Source organism: Yersinia sp. LJYL362, assembly GCF_048323875.1.
Window position 1 is genome coordinate 1 of record NZ_JBLWEX010000240.1, and the last position, 20582, is coordinate 20582.

Below are 20582 nucleotides of genomic sequence, written 5' to 3' on the forward strand. Positions count from 1 at the left end.
GTTTAATCAGAAAACTTTAGGATGGGCAACTGCATCTAAACAATAAATAAAAATGAGTTGTTAGGATGCCCAGTAAAAGGAAATTTATTATGACGTTAAAAATGGGTCGCGTGAAATGGTTCAATCAATCCGAAGGCTACGGCTTCATTTCACCACACGACGGTAGTTTGGATGTGTATGTCAGTAAGACAGCCATTGCCAACACCAAAAACAAATCACTGAGTGAAGGGCAGGACGTTGAATTCTCTACTTATCGTAGTATTCACGGGCCGTCAGCAGCAGATGTGATCGCTTTCTAAGTAAGCGGTGAAATAATCGCTTCTAAAGAAACGGCTACCCAAGGGTAGCCGTTAGTTTTTTGGCCTCTGCTCGACAGTTTTTTCTGTCGCCGGGCCTTTTTGCAGGTGCTTCTATTTGTTTTTGCGGTTTAGTTGCTGAAGTTAGCAAACAGCGCAATGATTTTATGGAATACTTTCATTTCTTACTCGATGTACATAATTGTGTGATGTCAGTCACAAAATATTACTCCTCGCAATTCAACATATCAATAACAAAACCAACATTTATTATCCCGACCGTGGGTTGTATTTACTTATCTTGAGATTGATTAACATAACTCTTTGTTATCAATACCTGATGTGCGTGATGGTATCGACACAGTTAACCTGCATCGGCGGATATGGTATCCTCGACCACTTTCCTGCTGGCTAAACTCCATTTTGGAGGTTGTATGGACCACCGTTTACTCGAAATCGTTGCCTGTCCTGTCTGCAACGGTAAGTTGTACTTCAATAAAGAAAACCTTGAATTGGTATGCAAAGCTGACAATCTGGCTTACCCGGTGCGTGATGGCATTCCGGTATTGTTAGAAAATGAAGCTCGCCCACTGTCAATTGATGAGAAACACGCATGAGTTTCATTGCTATAATTCCCGCCCGTTATGCTTCAACCCGTCTACCCGGCAAGCCATTGGCGGATATCGCTGGTAAACCGATGGTGGTACATGTGATGGAGCGAGCGAAGGAGTCAGGGGCTTCCCGGGTGATTGTGGCAACAGACCATCCGGAAGTGGTGACGGCAGTTGAAGCGGCGGGCGGTGAAGTGTGCCTAACCCGGGCCGATCATCAATCCGGTACCGAGCGCTTAGCGGAAGTTATTGAGCGTTATGGCTTTGCCGATGATCAAATTATCGTCAATGTGCAAGGGGATGAGCCACTGGTGCCACCAGCGATCATTCGCCAGGTTGCTGAGAATTTGGCAGCCTCCAGTGCCGGTATGGCAACATTGGCTGTGCCGATTGAAAGCAGTGAAGAGGCCTTTAACCCTAATGCCGTGAAAGTGGTGATGGATGCACAAGGCTATGCGCTGTATTTCTCGCGCGCGACTATTCCGTGGGAAAGAGAGCGCTTTGTGCAGTCTAAAGAAACAATCGGTGATTGTTTCTTACGCCATATTGGCATTTATGCTTATCGCGCCGGTTTTGTGCGCCGTTATGTTAATTGGGCACCGAGTCAACTTGAGCAAATCGAGCTGTTAGAGCAATTGCGAGTGTTGTGGTACGGTGAAAAAATTCACGTTGCTGTGGCAAAAGCAGTACCCGCAGTTGGCGTTGATACTCAAGAAGATTTGGATAGAGTTAGAGCCATTATGCTCAATAAATAATTATTGTTCAGATTTCTACGCCAGGCTTATAGGGTCTGGCGTTATTATTCCTGTCTTTTTATCCCATTCTATTCCGATCCTGCTGGTTTGATTTTTATTGTGGATGTTATTTGATCTGCATTCTGGAAATATTCAGCCCATCATCTCATTATGAATTATCTATTTCGTCAGATAATCGGACAACGCCTTATGGAACAACTGAAAGCTGAGTTAAGTGTCGTGCTCGGGGAGTCTATTACCCGCCTTGAACGCATCAGCGAGCAGCCATATGCCCACTTGTATGCGATGTATAATCAGCAGGGGCAGGCTATCCCATTGTTGGCAAAGAGTTATGTCTGTCAGGGGATTGCGCAGCAAGAGGCCTATAAACTTTCAATGCTCTCACGTGAAGGTGATATTCGCTTGCCGACAGTGTACGGTTTAGTCATGACCCATCAATCCCCTTATAAAGAAATTCTGCTGATGGAACGCTTACGTGGCGTTTCGGTAGAGGCGCCCACTCGGACAGGTGAGCGTTGGAATGCGCTGATGGATCAGATAGTTGAAGGAGTATTAGCCTGGCACCGGATTGATAGCCATGGCTGTGTCGGCAATGTTGACAGCACACAAGAGAATGATTGGTTTAGTTGGTATCAGCAACGAGTTGAAGTGCTGTGGGCCACGCTGTCTAATATGAATTCACCGCTAATGACTTTGGACGATCGGGCGGTGCTTTATCGTGCTCGGGCATCACTAAATAGACTTTTCGCCGGTTTTGACGACAGTTCGGTACTGGTTCACGGCAATTTGACTTTGCGCAGTATGCTCAAAGATCCCCGCAGTGACCAACTGTTGGCGATGCTCAATCCCGGCCCAATGCTATGGGCACCGCGTGAGTATGATTTATTCCGCCTCAGTGAAGAGGGGATGCCAAGCCAGCTATTTTATCGCTACCTTAGCAAAGCGCCGGTTTCTGAATCTTTTGTGGCGCGCCGCTGGCTTTATACTCTTTGGGAACTGGTTTCCCGTTTTATTCATACCGGTAATCTGGATCGCGCTTTATTTGATAATGCCGCTCAGCAACTTTTACCCTGGTTAGAATAGCTTTATTCATCATTTTTGTTGCCGGTTAACTTTTGCCACAGTAGCCCTAATGTTTCATACCAGGCGCGCTCGGAATGGCCTAAATAGGCGGCTGCCGGAATAGTGCGCTCCCAGCTATGTAATGGGGTAGTAATGGCTAACTGATTGGCTGGGGCAGGAATAGGATGCAGCCCCTTGGTGGTGAAAAATTTAATTGCTCGAGGTAAATGGCTGGCCGACGTCACCAACAAAAAAGGTTTATCACCCACCAAGGTTGCCACTGCTGCCGCTTCTTCAACCGTATCTTTGGGCTGCTCCAAGGCAATAATATCTTCCGCTGGAACCCCTAAACTTTCCGCTACCTGTGCCGCCGTTTTCGCACTGCTTTGGCTGTTCGGCCCGGCACTGCCAGTAAATACCATTTTGGCGTTGGGATGGGCACGATATAGCCGGATCCCCTCCGTTACCCTCGGCAAACTATTTGCGAATAAATTAGCACTTGGCGCCCAATTCGGATTAAACGTGTAGCCGCCACCGAGGACAACAATGTAATCTACTTGGTCATTTCCCTGATAGGTGGCGTATTGTTTTTCCAGCGGCAATAATAGGCGATCGGCGACCGGTTGCAGGCTAATAAGCAATAATGCCAGCCAACTTAGTGTAAAAAGCGTTTTGCCGCTTTTTTGCCAGCGGGTAAACCACAATAGGATTAACGCCAGCCCCATAACGATAAGCAGAAAGGGCAATGGCATTAATAAGCCGCCAACAAACTTTTTTAGGGTAAAAAGCATAAAAACGGGGACCTTTTGGCTGAAAAAACGGCATTTGGCGATGATTACGGGTCAAGAAGATTTATTCTAAGTCAGGCTGTGCCAAAATAGCAGGTTGGTAGTCATTCTTTTTGCTGTAGCCATTGATTTGCGAGTTTCTATCAAGCAAGGGCGGCAAATCAATAGTGATAGCGGAGCAAGTGTCCATGCAGGATCGCAATTTCGATGATATTGCCGAGAAGTTCTCGCGCAATATCTACGGTACGACGAAGGGAATGATCCGTCAGGCGGTGGTGTGGCAGGATATCACCGGGCTGTTAGCGCAGTTACCGCAACGCCCGTTACGGATTTTAGATGCAGGTGGTGGTGAAGGGCATATGGCTTGCCAATTGGCGGCATTGGGCCATCAGGTTCTATTATGTGACCTGTCTGCCGAGATGATCCAGCGTGCAAAAGTTGCGGCTGAAGAAAAAGGTGTGAGCCACAACATGCAATTTGTACAAAGTGCGGCTCAGGACATCACCCAACATTTAGCACAGCCCGTTGATCTGATATTGTTCCATGCGGTTTTAGAATGGGTTGCAGAGCAACAACAAGTTCTGCAAGTGCTTTTTGATGCGCTAAACCCAGGTGGCGCGCTATCGTTGATGTTTTTCAATGCCAATGGGTTGGTGATGCGTAATGCGGTATTAGGAAACTTTCAATTGGCGATACCGGGCGTTAAAAGACGTCGGCAGCGCTCGTTGTCGCCGCAATACCCTTTAGATCCCCCGACGGTATATGGTTGGCTTGAGCAAATGGGTTTATCCATTAGCGGTAAGACGGGAGTGCGGGTGTTTCACGATTACATGAAAAATAAACAGCAACAAGTTGATGAGTTTGCTGAATTATTGGCGTTGGAACAGCGCTATTGCCGGCAGGAGCCCTTTATCAGTTTGGGGCGCTACGTGCATGTCATGGCGTTTAAGCCGAATCTGAAGGACCCATTATGAGTGAATTTTCCCAGACAGTACCCGAACTGGTCGCCTGGGCGCGGAAAAATGATTTTTCGATTACTCTGCCAACAGAGCGTCTGGCCTTTCTTATGGCTATTGCTACCTTAAACGGTGAGCGGCTGGACGGTGAAATGAGCGAAGGCGAGTTGGTTGATGCATTTCGTCACGTCAGCAAAGGTTTTGAACAGACCACAGAAACCGTGGCAGTGCGCGCTAATAACGCCATCAATGATATGGTGCGCCAGCGTTTGCTTAACCGCTTTACCAGCGAAATGGCTGATGGCAATGCTATTTATCGCCTGACCCCATTGGGCATTGGTATCACCGATTACTATATCCGCCAACGTGAGTTTTCCACTCTGCGGTTGTCGATGCAGTTATCGATTGTGGCACAAGAGCTGCAACGAGCAGCAGAAGCAGCAGAAGAGGGCGGTGACGAATTCCACTGGCATCGTAACGTCTTTGCCCCACTTAAATATTCAGTTGCTGAAATCTTTGACAGCATCGATATGACACAGCGCTTGATGGATGAGCAGCAGCATAGCGTCAAAGAAGATATTGCGGCGCTGCTGAATCAAGATTGGCGTGCCGCCATCGCCAGCTGTGAAATGCTTCTGTCAGAAACCTCCGGCACACTGCGTGAGTTGCAAGATACGCTGGAAGCGGCAGGTGATAAGCTTCAGGCGAATTTATTGCGTATTCAAGAAGCGACTATCGGTAATGCGGGCTTGGATCTGGTTGATAAGTTAGTCTTTGATTTACAGAGTAAACTTGACCGTATTATCAGTTGGGGCCAGCAGGCGATTGATCTGTGGATTGGCTATGACCGTCATGTGCATAAGTTTATCCGTACTGCGATTGATATGGATAAAAACCGGGTATTCGCTCAGCGCTTACGCCAGTCAGTGCAAAATTATTTTGATAGCCCTTGGGCCTTAACCTACGCCAATGCAGATCGCTTGCTGGATATGCGCGATGAAGAGTTGTCGCTGCGTAATGAAGAGGTCACTGGGGAACTGCCACCGGATCTGGAATTTGAAGAATTTAATGCCATCCGTGAGCAGTTGGCCGCCATGATTGAACAGGCACTGCTGGTGTATCAACAGCAAAAACTGCCGCTCAATCTGGGGGAAGTTATGCGCGATTATCTCGCGCAATATCCGCGTGCTCGTCATTTTGACGTGGCTCGTATCCTGGTCGACCAGGCAGTTCGCCTTGGTGTGGCCGAAGCCGATTTCTCAGGGTTACCAGCTGAATGGCTGGCAATCAATGATTACGGAGCCAAGGTGCAGGCACATGTCATCAACAAATATTGAAGTAGTAATGCCGGTTAAGCTGGCTCAGGCATTGGCCAACTCATTGTTTCCAGCACTGGATAGCCAGTTGCGTGCTGGCCGTCATATCGGGATTGATGAGCTGGATAATCATGCTTTCCTGATGGATTTTCAGGAGCAACTGGAAGAGTTCTATACCCGCTATAACGTGGAGTTAATTCGCGCACCGGAAGGTTTCTTCTATCTGCGGCCACGTTCTACCACTCTTATCCCGCGCTCAGTGTTATCTGAGCTGGATATGATGGTGGGCAAAATTCTTTGTTATCTGTATCTCAGCCCGGAACGTCTGGCTCATGAAGGTATTTTCGCCCAACACGAGTTGTACGAAGAGCTGCTGAGCCTGGCCGATGAGAGCAAATTGCTGAAGTTCGTTAACCAGCGCTCAACCGGCTCGGATTTAGATAAGCAGAAGTTGCAGGAAAAAGTACGCACCTCGCTCAACCGACTGCGCCGTTTGGGCATGATTTACTTTATGGGCAATGACAGCAGCAAGTTCCGTATCACTGAGGCGGTATTCCGTTTCGGTGCTGATGTGCGCAGTGGCGATGACCCACGTGAAGCTCAGTTGCGTATGATCCGCGATGGCGAAGCTATGGCAGTAGAGAACAGTCTGTCACTCCATGATGAAAGCGATGACAGCGACATCACCATGAGAAATGCAACGGACAGTGCAGAGGATGAACAGGAATGATTGAACGCGGTAAATTTCGCTCACTGACCTTGGTTAACTGGAATGGTTTCTTCGCCCGAACCTTCGATCTTGATGAACTGGTCACCACCTTATCAGGGGGGAATGGTGCGGGTAAATCCACCACTATGGCGGCTTTCGTCACTGCATTGATCCCAGACTTGACCTTGCTGCACTTTCGTAACACCACCGAAGCGGGTGCTACCAGCGGCTCTCGTGATAAAGGTTTGCACGGTAAATTGCGCGCTGGCGTGTGTTACTCCACGTTAGATGTGGTCAACTCCCGCCATCAGCGGGTGATTGTAGGGGTACGCCTGCAACAAGTCGCAGGGCGTGACCGCAAAGTTGATATCAAGCCGTTCACTATTCAAGGCCTTCCGACGGCGATTCAACCAACACAGATCCTCACTGAAGTTGTCGGTGAGCGCCAGGCGCGCGTGTTGTCATTGCAAGAGTTGAAAGAAAGTGTTGAAGCAATGGAAGGGGTGCAGTTTAAGCAATTTAACTCCATCACCGATTACCACTCATTGATGTTTGATTTGGGTGTGATTCCCAAACGTCTGCGCTCTTCTGCTGACCGCAGCAAATTCTATCGTTTGATTGAAGCCTCATTGTACGGCGGTATTTCCAGCGCGATTACTCGCTCGCTGCGTGATTATTTATTGCCAGAAAACAGCGGGGTACGTAAAGCTTTCCAGGATATGGAAGCGGCGTTACGCGAAAACCGTATGACCCTTGAGGCTATACGTGTTACCCAGTCCGACCGTGACCTGTTTAAGCATCTGATTTCCGAAGCGACCTCCTACGTTGCCGCTGACTATATGCGCCATGCCAATGAGCGGCGCATTCATCTTGACGGCGCTTTGGTATTGCGTCGTGAGTTGCTGGCCAGCCGCAAACAACTGGTGACCGAGCAGTATCGCCATGTCGAGATGTCTCGTGAGCTGGCTGAGCAAAGTGGGGCTGAGTCTGATCTCGAAACTGATTATCAGGCCGCCAGCGACCACTTGAGCCTGGTGCAAACCGCGATGCGCCAGCAAGAAAAAATCGAGCGCTACCAAAGTGATTTGGAAGAGCTGACTTACCGGTTGGAAGAGCAAAATGAAGTTGTCGCTGAGGCCAGCGAACAGCAGGCTGATAACGAAGCTCGTGCCGAAGCCGCTGAGTTGGAAGTGGATGAACTGAAAAGCCAGTTGGCTGATTATCAGCAAGCGCTGGATGTTCAGCAGACCCGTGCCATTCAGTATCAACAGGCATTACAAGCATTGGAACGTGCCCGTGCGCTGTGCCAGTTACCTGAATTAACGGCGGATAACGCTGAAGATTGGCTGGAAACTTTCCAGGCCAAAGAGCAGGAAGCCACCGAGGCGCTATTGCAACTTGAGCAAAAGCTGAGTGTCGCTGACGCCGCACACAGTCAATTTGAGCAAGCCTATCAGTTAGTGGTGAGCATCGCCGGTCAGGTTAGTCGCAGCGAGGCCTGGCAAACTGCCCGCGAATTATTGCGTGATTGGCCGTCGCAGCAACATTTGGCCGAACGCGTTCAGCCATTGCGTATGCGTTTGTCCGAGCTGGAGCAGCGTTTACGCGCGCAGCAAGATGCCGAGCGCTTGTTGCAAGAGTTCTGTAAACGTCAGGGGCAAGCCTATCAACCGGAAGAGCTGGAAGAGCTGCAACGTGAGTTGGAATCAACGGTTGAAGAGCTTTCTCTCAATGTCAGTGATGCCGGTGAGCGGCGCATGGAAATGCGTCAGGAACTCGAGCAAATTAAGCTCAAAATTCAGGAATTGACGGCGCGGGCTCCGGTTTGGCTGGCGGCACAAGATGCCCTGAGCCAACTGAGTGAGCAGAGCGGTGAAGCGCTGGAAGACAGCCGTCAAGTGACGGAATATATGCAGCAGTTGCTGGAGCGCGAGCGCGAAACTACCGTCGAGCGTGACGAAGTGGCGGCAACTAAACGGGCTATTGATGCTCAAATTGAGCGCTTGAGCCAGCCAAGTGGTGCTGAAGATTCACGGATGATTGCGTTGGCCGAGCGTTTTGGTGGCGTGCTGTTATCCGAGATTTACGACGATGTGACTCTTGATGATGCGCCATACTTCTCTGCGCTGTATGGCCCGTCTCGCCACGGTATTGTGGTGCCTGATTTGTCATTGGTGCGCGATCAATTGGCAGGGCTGGAAGACTGCCCGGAAGATTTGTATCTCATCGAAGGGGACCCGCAGTCATTTGATGACAGTGTCTTTGCTGTCGAAGAGCTTGAAAAAGCGGTAGTGGTGAAAATTGCCGATCGCCAATGGCGTTACTCCCGCTATCCCGAAGTGCCATTGTTTGGCCGTGCGGCTCGTGAAAATCGGCTAGAAGCGCTGTATCAAGAACGTGATAGCCTGGCAGAGCGCTATGCGACGCTGTCATTTGATGTGCAAAAAACGCAACGGTTGCATCAGGCATTCAGCCGGTTTATTGGTTCTCATCTGGGGGTGGCATTCGACTCAGATCCGGAAGCAGAGATTCGGCTGCTGAATACCCGCCGTGGCGAAATCGAACGCGCTCTGAACGCGCATGAAGAAAGAAATCAGCAACAACGTCAGCAATTCGAACAAGCCAAAGAGGGCATTTCAGCCCTTAATCGTTTGATCCCGCTAGTTTCATTGCTGCTTGACGATACTCTGGCTGACCGTGTTGAAGAAATTACGGAAGAGCTGACAGAAGCACAAGAAGCGGTACGCCATATTCAGAAACACGGTGCGTCCCTGACTAAACTTGAACCGCTGTTGGCGGTATTGCAAAGCGATCCGCAGCAACACGAGCAGTTAAAAGAGAACTATGCGCAGGCGCAAAACAGTCAGCGTCAGGCCAAGCAACAAGCATTTGCTTTAGTTGAAGTGGTGCAGCGCCGCGCGCACTTTGGTTATACCGATTCTGCGGGGATGTTGACCGAAAACTCTGATCTCAATGATAAACTGCGTCAGCGCCTGGAACAGGCAGAAGCGGAGCGTACTCGCGCCCGTGAGCAGTTACGTCAATATCAGGCGCAGTTTACCCAATACAATCAAGTGCTGGCGTCATTGAAAAGTTCATATGATGCCAAACGTGACATGCTCAAGGAGTTGAGTCAGGAGCTGGTGGATATTGGCGTTCAGGCCGATGCCGATGCTGAAGCCCGCGCCCGTACCCGTCGTGATGAACTGCATGCCGCACTAAGCGCTAACCGTTCGCGCCGTAATCAGTTGGAAAAACAACTGACCTTCTGTGAAGCCGAGATGGACAGTTTGCAGAAGAAACTGCGCAAACTGGAGCGGGATTATCATCAGATTCGCGAGCAGGTAGTTAATGCGAAAGCGGGTTGGTGTGCGGTGATGCGCATGGTGAAAGATAATGGTGTTGAGCGCCGTTTACATCGGCGAGAGCTGGCCTATATGGATGGTGATGAGCTGCGTTCTATGTCGGATAAGGCGCTGGGGGCATTGCGTCTGGCGGTAGCGGATAATGAGCATTTGCGCGATGTGCTGCGTATGTCTGAAGATCCCAAACGGCCTGAGCGCAAAATCCAGTTCTATATTGCGGTGTATCAGCATCTGCGTGAGCGTATCCGTCAGGATATTATCCGCACTGATGACCCAGTCGAAGCCATTGAGCAAATGGAGATTGAACTGGGCCGTTTGACCGAAGAATTGACCGCCCGCGAACAGAAACTGGCCATCAGCTCGAAAAGTGTGTCGAATATCATTCGTAAAACCATTCAGCGCGAGCAGAACCGGATTCGCATGCTGAACCAGGGCTTGCAAGCGGTATCATTCGGCCAGGTTAAGAGTGTGCGGCTGAATGTGAATGTGCGCGAAGCTCATGCGACCTTGCTGGATGTGCTGTCTGAACAACAAGAGCAACATCAGGACTTGTTCAACAGTAACCGTCTGACCTTCTCTGAAGCACTGGCAAAACTGTATCAGCGCCTGAACCCACAAATGGATATGGGCCAGCGCTTACCGCAAACCATCGGTGAAGAGTTACTTGATTACCGTAACTATTTAGAGCTGGAAGTTGAAGTTAACCGTGGTGCTGATGGCTGGCTACGTGCCGAGAGTGGCGCACTGTCTACCGGTGAGGCTATCGGTACCGGTATGTCTATTCTGGTGATGGTGGTACAGAGTTGGGAAGAAGAATCGCGCCGTTTACGCGGTAAAGATATTTCGCCGTGCCGCTTACTGTTCCTCGATGAAGCTGCGCGCTTGGATGCAAAATCTATCGCGACATTATTTGAATTGTGTGAGCGGTTAGAAATGCAATTAATTATTGCTGCGCCAGAAAATATCAGCCCAGAAAAAGGGACTACCTATAAGCTGGTACGAAAAGTCTTCCAAAACCATGAACATGTACACGTGGTTGGCTTGCGCGGTTTTGCAAATGAAATACCAACATTGCCATCGATACCCGTTGAGCAATGACCTAATGGTTAATTATTGTTCAATAAGAACGTAATAATAATTAATTCTCGTAAATGGCCGCCTAGCGGCCATTTTTATTTGTTGCCACATCTGAGGGTTATATTTTATAAGCAAGGGAAATCTGTTAGCGTACATAAATGGTTAAATTTATATTATTGGCTACTTAGTGGTATTTCTGTTTGTATAATAATATTAATACCCAACGAAAGTGGTGTTGCAGTTAACGAAAGAATCGTGCTGAGCCGCTAACATGCTGCGACTTCAAGGAAGAAGGGTTACGACAAACTATGACGTACTTAGATAAGCATACCGGGGGCATAGAATGTCGGTAGAGAAAAGAAATCCGCAACGCGCATTCGCGTTATATTGCGCTTTAATTTGTAGCCTGATGCCTACATTTACCGCATCGGCCACAGCACCTATCATGCCTGTAGATTTATCGTCGGCGCGCTCACCTGCATCGCAAAGCATGTCGGTGGCACAAAGCCGTTCCCAATTATTGGCGGTATTACCGAAAAATGTTACGCCGTTCTATTCTTCTGAATTGGCTGTGCTTTATGCTGCAAACCATATGCAGCCAATGTGGCAAGACCGGGCCGCTGTTCAGCATTTCCAGCAACAATTAGCGGAATTAGCACTCTCCGGTATCCAACCACAATTTATGCAATGGGTGAAATGGCTGAGTGATCCGGCCATTACCGGTTTGGCGCGCGACGTTATTTTGTCCGACGCGATGCTGGGCTATTTGCACTTTATCTCAGGTGTTGGCGCGAATGGCAGTATCTGGTTGTACAGCAATGTGCCGTACAAGATGGCGATGCCACCTGCAACGATTTTAAATCGTTGGCAGCAGGCGGTGCATGAGGGTACTACTGCTCCATATCTGGCGTCCCTGGCACCGCAGCATCCTCAATATGAAAAAATGCATCAGGCGCTGAAAGAGATGCTAGCCGACCGCCGCCCGTGGCCACAAATGGCCAATGGACCGAGTTTACGCCCAGGTCAGCTAAGCGACGATATACCTGCTTTACGGGAGATTCTCGACAGAACCGGCATGTTGCATCCGGTTGTGTCAGCACCGGTACAAACTCCGGAAGTCATTCCGGTTGATAATCCGGCGGTGGCGGTGGTGAATGATGACCTCTCTGTCGATGAAGAGAAAAGCCGTGCCCAGGCCCACAGCTTGGTGGTTAGTCCATCAGCAGCACCTGTTGCAGATACGCCGGTGACCAGTGGCGTGGTTGCTCCATCTTCTGCGCCTGTGACGGCGACAGTGACCGACAATGTCTATACGTCAGAGCTAATGGAGGCAGTCAAACGTTTTCAACGCTGGCATGGTCTGAGTGATGATGGCGTTATCGGAGCCCGGACGCGCGAGTGGTTGAATGTTTCTCCGCAGACAAGGGCGACATTGTTAGCATTGAATATTCAGCGTTTGCGTATTTTGCCGGGGCGGGTGGATAACGGCATCATGGTTAACATTCCAAACTATTCGCTGAATTATTATAAGAATGGCACACAGGTGCTTTCATCCCGTGTGATTGTGGGTCGCCCAAGCCGTAAAACACCATTAATGAGTAGTGCGCTGAATAATGTAGTGGTAAACCCGCCATGGAACGTGCCGACTTCTCTGGTGCGTCAGGATATCGTGCCGAAAGCACGTTACGATTCCAGCTATTTCCAGCGTCATGGCTATACCGTCTTGTCCGGTTGGAGTAATGATGCCGAAGTCGTCGATCCTTCGATGATTGACTGGAGCATGATTTCACCGAACAATTTCCCGTACCGCTTGCGCCAGGCACCAGGTGCCAGCAACTCCTTGGGGCGGTTCAAATTCAATATGCCAAGCTCGGATGCAATCTATCTGCATGACACGCCGAACCATGGCTTGTTCCAGAAAGATATCCGCGCGCTGAGCTCTGGTTGTGTTCGGGTGAATAAAGCCTCTGATTTAGCCAATATGCTGTTGCAGGATGCTGGCTGGAATGATGCTCGGGTATCCGCGACCTTGAAACAAGGCGATACTACTTATGTCAACATCCGTCAACGCGTTCCGGTACAACTCTATTATCTGACGGCGTGGGTGGCTGATGACGGTAAACCGCAGTTTAGAACAGATATTTACAATTATGATATGACGGTGAGATCAGGTTCACAAATCTCCCATCAAGCCGAACTTTTGCTGCAATAAATGCAGTAAAACTCAATAACTAATGGTCTCAATATCGGGTTGTCTTATGGCGTTCCTCAGCGGGCGCCCTATAAACCTGGACTAAACGCACAGTGAATGCGTGCCGAATGCGGGTTGACTGGTTTTCCGTAGGCGGTTATGGTTCGGGACGGCACATAGATACCCAAAGCAATTGGGTTGCAGCCAATACAGTTGCGGCTTCAAGTAATAAGGGGCAGTGCTTACTTTTGACATTCTTGCCAGGTATTAACAGAGATCATGGATAAAATTGATAATTATCGCCGTAAATGGCTAGCGTTAGGCGGAGTAGCACTCGGGATGTCGCTGCTCCCAGGGCAAGCATTTGCTACCCTTTCTACTCCTCGCCCACGCATCTTGACCCTGAATAACCTGAATACAGGTGAGTCCATAAAAGCCGAGTTTTTTGACGGTAGAAGCTATAACAAAGATGAACTTTCCCGTTTGAATCATTTACTCCGCGATTATCGGGCCAATAAAGTCAAAACCATCGATCCTCGTCTCTTCGATCAGCTATACCGTCTGCAAGGCCTTCTTGGTACAACTAAACCGGTGCAGCTGATTTCAGGTTACCGCTCGCTTGATACTAATAATGAGCTACGTGAACGGAGTCGTGGTGTAGCCAAACACAGCTTCCACACACAAGGCCGGGCGATGGATTTCCATATTGAAGGCATTCAATTGAGTAATATCCGTAAAGCAGCATTAAAAATGCGCGCTGGTGGTGTAGGATATTACCCTCGCAGTAACTTTGTGCATATTGATACTGGGCCAACACGATCCTGGTAACGCGTATTTTTATGCCAGTGCTTTGAATCTATACCCAAGGCACTGGGGTTGGAGCTTTATGAAATATCAAATTATTCCAGTGACGGCCTTTAGCCAAAATTGCACACTTATCTGGTGTGAAGAAACAGGGCAGGCCGCCCTTGTTGACCCAGGTGGTGAAGCTGCCAAGATCATTGCAGAAGTTGCTCGTCACGATATTAAGATTAGCCAGATTTTATTGACCCACGGCCATCTGGATCACGTGGGTGCTGCCGCTGAATTAGCTGCGCATTTTCAGGTGCCGATTTATGGGCCAGAAAAAGAAGATACCTTCTGGCTAGAAGGACTACCCGCTCAAAGTAGAATGTTCGGGTTGAGCGAATGTGAGGCCTTTACGCCAACGCGTTGGCTGGAGGAGGGCGATAAAATTACTGTGGGTACAATCGAGCTCTCAGTTTTACATTGCCCAGGACATACGCCGGGGCATATCGTCTTTATTGATCAAAAAGATCGTTTGGCGTTAGTTGGGGATGTTATTTTTAATGGTGGGGTTGGGCGCAGTGATTTCCCGCGTGGTGACCATCAGCAGCTGATTAATTCCATCCGAACTAAACTGTTACCTTTGGGGGATGACATGACATTTATTCCAGGTCATGGCCCAATGTCGACGCTCGGGCATGAACGGCAGACTAATCCGTTTATACGCGAAGAACCTGCTGTTTGGTAACAGCAACTGCTTAGTGTCATAAACGCTTAGCAGAGTGACAGCATGGAATAACAAGAAAGGCGCCATTCGGTGCCTTTTTTATATTATATTTAATGAGCTGTTAAAGCATTTTGTGAAGTCATAATCAGCTATTTATGCGAACTATGAAGATAATTATGGTGTTCATCAAGTAAGCATTACCTCTGAGATATCCATAAGGCGTAGCATGGCTGAAAGATATAACTGATATTGACTCGGCAGTCATTTTTCTGCCGTTTGAGTTCGTAGTATTAACGAGCGTCTTTCAATGGAATCCACTATGCCATTTCGTCGTTTCAGACTGAATAAGTTCCTGTCCCGGCTAGTTTTTTCTTCTATGGTGTTATTGCTGTTTCTGTTATTGGGCGCAGTAGTGATTTATACGCAAACAAAAAGCAATATGCATCAGAATGCCGAAGCTAAGTTATTACAGGCCAGGGTGCGCTTCGACCAGATATTTAATAATTTGCAGCATGCGGCTATCCAGGTAGAAACGGGGCTTGGAAAACCTTGCTTGCAAGTGGTACAGAATTTACGCGATCAGGTGGTGTTGATTCCTGATGTTCGCTCTGTCTCTTTAACCAAAGGCAGTAACATTTATTGTTCCTCAATATATGGCCCACTTTCTACCCCTTTCGATTTAGATGTATTCGTTGGTGGGCAATTAGAATTAATGCAAGGCAATGATGTGACACCTGATCGCGCTTTGATGGTTTACCGCCAAGCGAGAGGTAATTACGGCATTCTGGTTGCAGTTGATGGTTATTATCTGCGTAGCATTCTTAATTTATTGAGTAGCGATATAGAGTTACAACTGAGAGTTGGCGATAAATGGATGGATGCGGCTGGAATTGTACATTCTGGTAATCCGCCGAATGGAGGGGAGCCGCTATATTTATCTTCAGAAAAGTATGCTTATGCATTAAGCACCACACTGTCTAATCAACAATATTTGGCTTACGCTTGGCAATATGCCCGTGGCAGCTTAATTTTCTTCATACTAATGAGTGTTGGGTCAGCTGCACTTGTCTTCTGGTTATCTGGTAGGGCGGCATCACCTACCCAGGTATTAAAACACGCGTTAGAAAATAACGAATTTATTCCTTACCTACAACCGATTGTTAGTGGTAAAGAGCAATGCTGGGTTGGTTGTGAAGTCTTAATGCGCTGGCAACACCCGGGGCAGGGGCTAATTCAACCGAATCAATTTATTCCGATGGCTGAGGACAGTGAACTTATCGTGCCGATGACTCGTGCTATTATGCAACAAGTCAGTGCCAAATTTGCACCTTACGTAAATCAATTACCTGAAGGTTTCCACTTCGGTTTTAATATCAGTGCCAATCATTGCCGTGATCTCAGTCTGGTTGATGACTGTCGTAATTTTATCCAGGCCTTCGGTGGTAATAAAATAAATATCACGCTGGAATTAACTGAACGGAAATTAATTGTTGCCGATGCGACTACAGATAAATTATTTGCTGAGCTTCATGCGTTAGGTGTTTTTATTGCTATTGACGACTTTGGCACAGGTCATTCGAGTCTGACTTATTTGCAGAAGTTTAAAGTTGATTTTCTCAAGATTGACCAAAGTTTTGTCGGCATGATTGGTTCAGATGCTTTGTCGAGCCACATTGTGGGAAATGTGATTGATCTGGCGACTCGGTTGGGGCTGCAAACTATTGCCGAGGGTGTCGAAAACGAGACTCAAATGCGTTATTTACAGGCCCACAATGTGGATTACCTGCAAGGTTATATGTATGGTCGACCTATGCCAATGAACGAATTTGCCAAATATTTATTTCATTAAATTTTTTGGCCTGATAGATATAAAAAGGGTGCTTGGGGCACCCTTTTTACAGATTAATCACAGTGACTTAATTAGAGCACAGCAACAATGGCTTCACACAATGGCGCCATATTATCTGGCGTCATACCGGCCACGTTAACACGGCCAGAATTCACTGCATAAACCGCGAACTCATTGCGCAAACGTAGCACTTGCTCTTTGGTCAGGCCGCTGAACGAGAACATGCCATTCTGGTTAATGATAAAGCTGAAATCTTGCTTAGCACCTTTTTCTTGCAAGGTGTTAACAAACAATTGACGCATACGATGAATGCGCTGACGCATATCAGTCAGTTCTTGCTCCCAAATTGCCCGCAGCGCTTTGTCACTCAGTATGGTCGCAACCACTGACGCACCGTGAGCAGGAGGGTTGGAATAGTTAGCACGGATAACGGCTTTAACCTGGCTAAAGGCGATATCAGCCACTTCACTGCTTGCAGCAACAACGGTACAAGCGCCAACACGTTCATTGTACAGACCGAAGTTTTTGGAGTAAGAGCTGCAAACAATTAGTTCTTGATGCTGTGCGGCAAAAATACGCAGGCCTTGAGCATCTTCTTCCAAACCTTTGGCAAAACCTTGATAAGCGAAGTCAAACAGTGGCAGCCAACCTTTAGCCACTGACAGTTCAGCTAATTGGCTCCACTGAGCTTCTGTTGGGTCAATCCCGGTTGGGTTATGGCAGCAGCCGTGGAACAACACGACATCGCCTGCTTGGGCTTCTGACAGGCTATTTAATAGCCCATCGAAGTCTAGTGCATGGTTAGCGGCATCATAATAGGCATATTCAACCACTTCTAACCCAGCTGCGGCGAAGATGTTTTTATGATTCGGCCAGCTTGGATTACTGACCCAGACACGTTTGGCACTGGTTTGATGGGCGATAAAATCAGCCGCGATACGCAAGCCACCCGTACCACCAGGGGTTTGAGCAGTGCGCGCACGTTTATCAGTAATAATCGTGCTATTAGCACCGAACAGCAGTTCCTGAGTACAATGGGCGAAAGCCGGCAGCCCTTCAATTCCCAGATAGTTTTTGGTGACTTCATTTTCCAGCAAATACTGCTCAGCTTTTTTGACGCTGGTCAGCACCGGCGTTTTCCCGGTTTCGTCTTTGTAGACACCGATCCCCAGGTTAATTTTATTAGGGCGGTCATCCGCGCGGAAAATATCGGTCAGGCCCAGAATAGGGTCCGCAGGTGCAGCAGTGATTTTTTCAAACATGTCAGAGGCTTCCATGGCTTAGCGTTAAGCAAACAGAACCATCAGGGTAGCGCCAGTTGCGGTCTTTGCCAACCGTTTGCGATAAAAAGAAATGAATGTTGTGAGGCGAGGGGGTTCGGGGTGAAAAATCGGCAAAATAGTGTATTCGGCAGCGCAATATCCCTATTTTAGCCAAGGATAAAAACAAAAAGACAGAGCCGAGGCCCTGTCTTTTTTAACTTATATCAGCAGATAAACTGCCGGGTTAAGTTTAACTTAGAACTGGTAAACCAAGCCAACACCTACAACGTCGTCGGTGTTCAGGCTGTTTGCACGGGTGAAGTTGTCTTCATCCAGCAAGTTGATTTTGTAATCAACATAGGTAGACATGTTTTTGTTGAAGTAGTAGTAAGTACCAACAGAAACATATTTCAACAGATCATGGTTGTCATCAGTTGCGTTGTTCAGATCCTTACCTTTGGACTGAACATAACCCAGGGATGGGCGCAGACCGAAGTCGAACTGGTACTGTGCAGTGATTTCAATGTCACGAGTTTTGTTAGCAACAGAATCATCACCAAATGGAGTCATGTTCTGAGTTTCAGCATACATTACAGCCAAGTATACGTTGTTAGCGTCGTATTTAGCACCAACGTTCCATGCCTGAGCTTTATCGCCTTCAGCGAATGTAGCATTAGTCAGGTGAGCATTTTTCTGAGCGGTGGTACGGTTCGCAGTAGAGAAACCAGCACCAAAGTTCACGCCATAACCAATGTCATAAGTTGAAGACAGACCGAAACCGTCACCGTTCTGAGTAGTCAGCAGACCATCACGGCCACTTTCGTTTTTGCCTTGATATTGCAGGGCAAAGTTCAGGCCATCAACCAGACCGAAGAAGTTGGTGTTACGGTAAGTAGCCAGGCCAGTAGAACGGCCAGTCATGTAGTTGTCAGAGTTGGAGATTGAATCACCACCGAACACTGGCAGCATGTCAGTCCATGCGTTGACATCATAGATTACGCCGTAGTTACGGCCGTAGTCGAATGAACCGAATTCAGCAAATTTCAGACCAGCAAAGCCCAGACGAGTTTTGTTGCCTTTGCCTTCTTGAGCTTCAGCGTTGTTAGCCTGAATGTTATATTCCCACTGGCCGTAACCGGTCAGTTGGTCAGTAATTTGGGTTTCACCTTTGAAGCCGAAACGAACATAAGATTCGTCGCCGTCTTGTTTAGCGTTGTCAGAGAACTGGTGACGCGCGTCAACTTTACCGTACAGGTCAAGTTTGTTGCCGTCTTTGTTGTAGATTTCTGCTGCATTAGCTGCACCAGCTACTAACAATGCTGGGATTACTACTGCAAGAATATTGCGCTTCATCATTATTATTACCCTCATTGGTGTTATTCGGACACCTGCCACTGCCGCCAATAATTTTTTTGGAACTATTGTTGAGAGTTTGGTGTCGTCTGTGTCTGAACGCAGTGTTCCATTCGCGAGGGTTATAATCCAGACCGAAAATGCTACCAATTACCTGAATATGTTTCATTGGGAAACTATGTGTTACTAAATGTAAATATCAGGGAACTTTGTGACTCAGATCGAACTTTAAAAAATGACAAAAGCCAGCAAGGCTGGCTTTTATTTATACAAAATCACAATTTTTTTCTAAATGACGAACTTAGAAACTGGCATTTCTCGGTGTGCGTGGGAACGGAATAACATCCCGAACGTTTTGAACCCCTGTTACATATGAGATCAACCGCTCAAATCCAAGGCCAAAGCCTGAATGTGGCACCGTGCCATAGCGACGCAGATCACGATACCACCAATAATCTTCTTTATTGAGGCCCATTTCTGCCAAACGTGCATCCAGCACATCTAAACGCTCTTCACGTTGTGAACCACCGATGATTTCGCCAATACCCGGTGCGAGAACATCCATTGCTGCCACGGTTTTACCATCTTCATTCATACGCATATAGAATGCTTTGATATCTTTCGGATAGTTTTTAACCACTACTGGCGCTTTAAAGTGTTGCTCAGCTAAATAGCGCTCATGCTCAGAAGACAAATCTATGCCCCAGGAGACATCATTCTCAAACTTCTGGCCTGATGCCAGCAAGATCTCAATAGCATCAGTGTAGTCAACCTGAGCAAAGTCCGAGGTGACAAAGCGCTGCAAGCGATCAACCGCATCTTTATCCACACGTTCGGCAAAGAATTTCATGTCATCTGCACGTTCGTTCAACACCGCCTGGAAGACGTATTTCAACATTTTCTCAGCTAAACCGGCGACATCATCTAATGATGCAAAGGCCACTTCTGGCTCTACCATCCAGAACTCGGCCAAATGGCGGCTGGTGTTAGAGTTCTCAGCACGGAAAGTTGGGCCGAATGTGTAAACTTTGGATAACGCGCAGGCGTAAGTTTCGCCGTTAAGCTGACCGGATACCGTCAGAAAAGCTTCTTTGCCGAAGAAATCTTCACTGAAATCGACCGCGCCGCTATCAGTACGCGGCAGGTTTTCCAGATCCAATGTCGATACACGGAACATTTCACCTGCACCTTCAGTATCAGATGCTGTGATCAGCGGGGTGGAAACCCAAAAGTAACCGTTCTCATCGAAGAAACGGTGAATAGCTTGTGCCAAAGTATGGCGAACACGAGCCACTGCACCAATCAGGTTAGTGCGCGGACGCAAGTGAGCGACTTCGCGCAAGTATTCGATGCTGTGACGTTTTGCCGCCATTGGATAAGTATCGGGATCATCAACCCAACCGACCACTTTGATAGCGGTTGCCTGAATTTCAAAACTCTGCCCTTCACCCGGTGATGCCACTACGGTGCCAGTCACTT

General features: G+C 48.0%; 17 protein-coding genes. 12 read left to right on the plus strand and 5 right to left on the minus strand.

What is annotated here, in order from left to right:
* Positions 1-89: 89 nt before the first annotated feature.
* The 4 genes from ACNSO8_RS13660 (at position 90) to ACNSO8_RS13675 (ending at position 2745) form a co-directional block, all read left to right on the plus strand.
* Positions 90-299: a cold-shock protein gene (locus ACNSO8_RS13660; protein ID WP_005159937.1), complete on the plus strand. Its 210-nt coding sequence runs from the start codon at positions 90-92 to the stop codon at positions 297-299.
* Between the two features lie 431 nt (positions 300-730).
* A complete protein-coding gene (locus tag ACNSO8_RS13665; protein ID WP_004700032.1) occupies positions 731-913 on the plus strand; it encodes a Trm112 family protein in 183 nt (60 codons plus the stop codon).
* The gene (gene kdsB, locus ACNSO8_RS13670; RefSeq protein ID WP_418394946.1) at positions 910-1662 is read left to right on the plus strand and encodes a 3-deoxy-manno-octulosonate cytidylyltransferase; all 753 of its coding nucleotides are present in this window, start codon (positions 910-912) and stop codon (positions 1660-1662) included. The genes ACNSO8_RS13665 and kdsB overlap by 4 nt, the downstream gene beginning before the upstream one ends.
* A gap of 189 nt (positions 1663-1851) precedes the next feature.
* Positions 1852-2745, plus strand: coding sequence for a YcbJ family phosphotransferase (locus ACNSO8_RS13675; RefSeq protein WP_263696211.1), 894 nt, complete (start codon positions 1852-1854; stop codon positions 2743-2745).
* A gap of 2 nt (positions 2746-2747) precedes the next feature.
* On the opposite strand, the gene elyC is transcribed toward ACNSO8_RS13675, so the two are convergent.
* Together elyC and ACNSO8_RS13685 are read right to left on the minus strand one after the other, a co-directional pair.
* Positions 2748-3515 (minus strand): envelope biogenesis factor ElyC, encoded by a 768-nt coding sequence (elyC, locus tag ACNSO8_RS13680; protein WP_019083446.1) that lies wholly within the window; start codon positions 3513-3515, stop codon positions 2748-2750.
* Between the two features lie 61 nt (positions 3516-3576).
* The gene (locus tag ACNSO8_RS13685) at positions 3577-3702 is read right to left on the minus strand and encodes a hypothetical protein (RefSeq protein WP_020424161.1); all 126 of its coding nucleotides are present in this window, start codon (positions 3700-3702) and stop codon (positions 3577-3579) included.
* Between ACNSO8_RS13685 and cmoM the strand changes: the two genes are divergently transcribed.
* The 8 genes from cmoM (at position 3701) to ACNSO8_RS13725 (ending at position 16488) form a co-directional block, all read left to right on the plus strand.
* Complete coding sequence (gene cmoM / locus ACNSO8_RS13690; RefSeq protein WP_046050710.1) at positions 3701-4486, plus strand: tRNA uridine 5-oxyacetic acid(34) methyltransferase CmoM; 786 nt, start codon at positions 3701-3703, stop codon at positions 4484-4486. The genes ACNSO8_RS13685 and cmoM overlap by 2 nt on opposite strands.
* The gene (mukF, locus tag ACNSO8_RS13695) at positions 4483-5805 is read left to right on the plus strand and encodes a chromosome partition protein MukF (protein WP_418394947.1); all 1323 of its coding nucleotides are present in this window, start codon (positions 4483-4485) and stop codon (positions 5803-5805) included. The genes cmoM and mukF overlap by 4 nt, the downstream gene beginning before the upstream one ends.
* Positions 5786-6514: a chromosome partition protein MukE gene (mukE, locus tag ACNSO8_RS13700; RefSeq protein WP_019079868.1), complete on the plus strand. Its 729-nt coding sequence runs from the start codon at positions 5786-5788 to the stop codon at positions 6512-6514. Before mukF ends, mukE begins: the two co-directional genes overlap by 20 nt.
* The gene (mukB, locus tag ACNSO8_RS13705) at positions 6511-10956 is read left to right on the plus strand and encodes a chromosome partition protein MukB (RefSeq protein WP_050159813.1); all 4446 of its coding nucleotides are present in this window, start codon (positions 6511-6513) and stop codon (positions 10954-10956) included. Before mukE ends, mukB begins: the two co-directional genes overlap by 4 nt.
* Positions 10957-11278: 322 nt before the next feature.
* On the plus strand, positions 11279-13147 hold the full coding sequence (ldtD, locus tag ACNSO8_RS13710) for a L,D-transpeptidase (RefSeq protein ID WP_411928883.1): 1869 nt from the start codon (positions 11279-11281) through the stop codon (positions 13145-13147).
* A gap of 258 nt (positions 13148-13405) precedes the next feature.
* Entirely contained in the window at positions 13406-13954 is a 549-nt protein-coding gene (locus ACNSO8_RS13715; RefSeq protein ID WP_019079865.1) for a YcbK family protein, read from the plus strand.
* A 58-nt stretch (positions 13955-14012) separates the two neighbouring features.
* On the plus strand, positions 14013-14660 hold the full coding sequence (locus ACNSO8_RS13720; protein WP_050335211.1) for an MBL fold metallo-hydrolase: 648 nt from the start codon (positions 14013-14015) through the stop codon (positions 14658-14660).
* 298 nt (positions 14661-14958) lie between these two features.
* Positions 14959-16488: an EAL domain-containing protein gene (locus ACNSO8_RS13725; protein ID WP_418394948.1), complete on the plus strand. Its 1530-nt coding sequence runs from the start codon at positions 14959-14961 to the stop codon at positions 16486-16488.
* A gap of 71 nt (positions 16489-16559) precedes the next feature.
* On the opposite strand, the gene ACNSO8_RS13730 is transcribed toward ACNSO8_RS13725, so the two are convergent.
* From ACNSO8_RS13730 to asnS, 3 genes are all read right to left on the minus strand, one after another.
* Entirely contained in the window at positions 16560-17750 is a 1191-nt protein-coding gene (locus ACNSO8_RS13730; protein ID WP_046050714.1) for an amino acid aminotransferase, read from the minus strand.
* Positions 17751-18005: 255 nt separating this feature from the next.
* Positions 18006-19103: a porin OmpF gene (gene ompF / locus ACNSO8_RS13735; RefSeq protein ID WP_195765094.1), complete on the minus strand. Its 1098-nt coding sequence runs from the start codon at positions 19101-19103 to the stop codon at positions 18006-18008.
* Between the two features lie 301 nt (positions 19104-19404).
* Positions 19405-20582: asparagine--tRNA ligase (asnS, locus tag ACNSO8_RS13740; RefSeq protein WP_418394949.1), on the minus strand; the 1178-nt coding region annotated here is incomplete at its 5' end.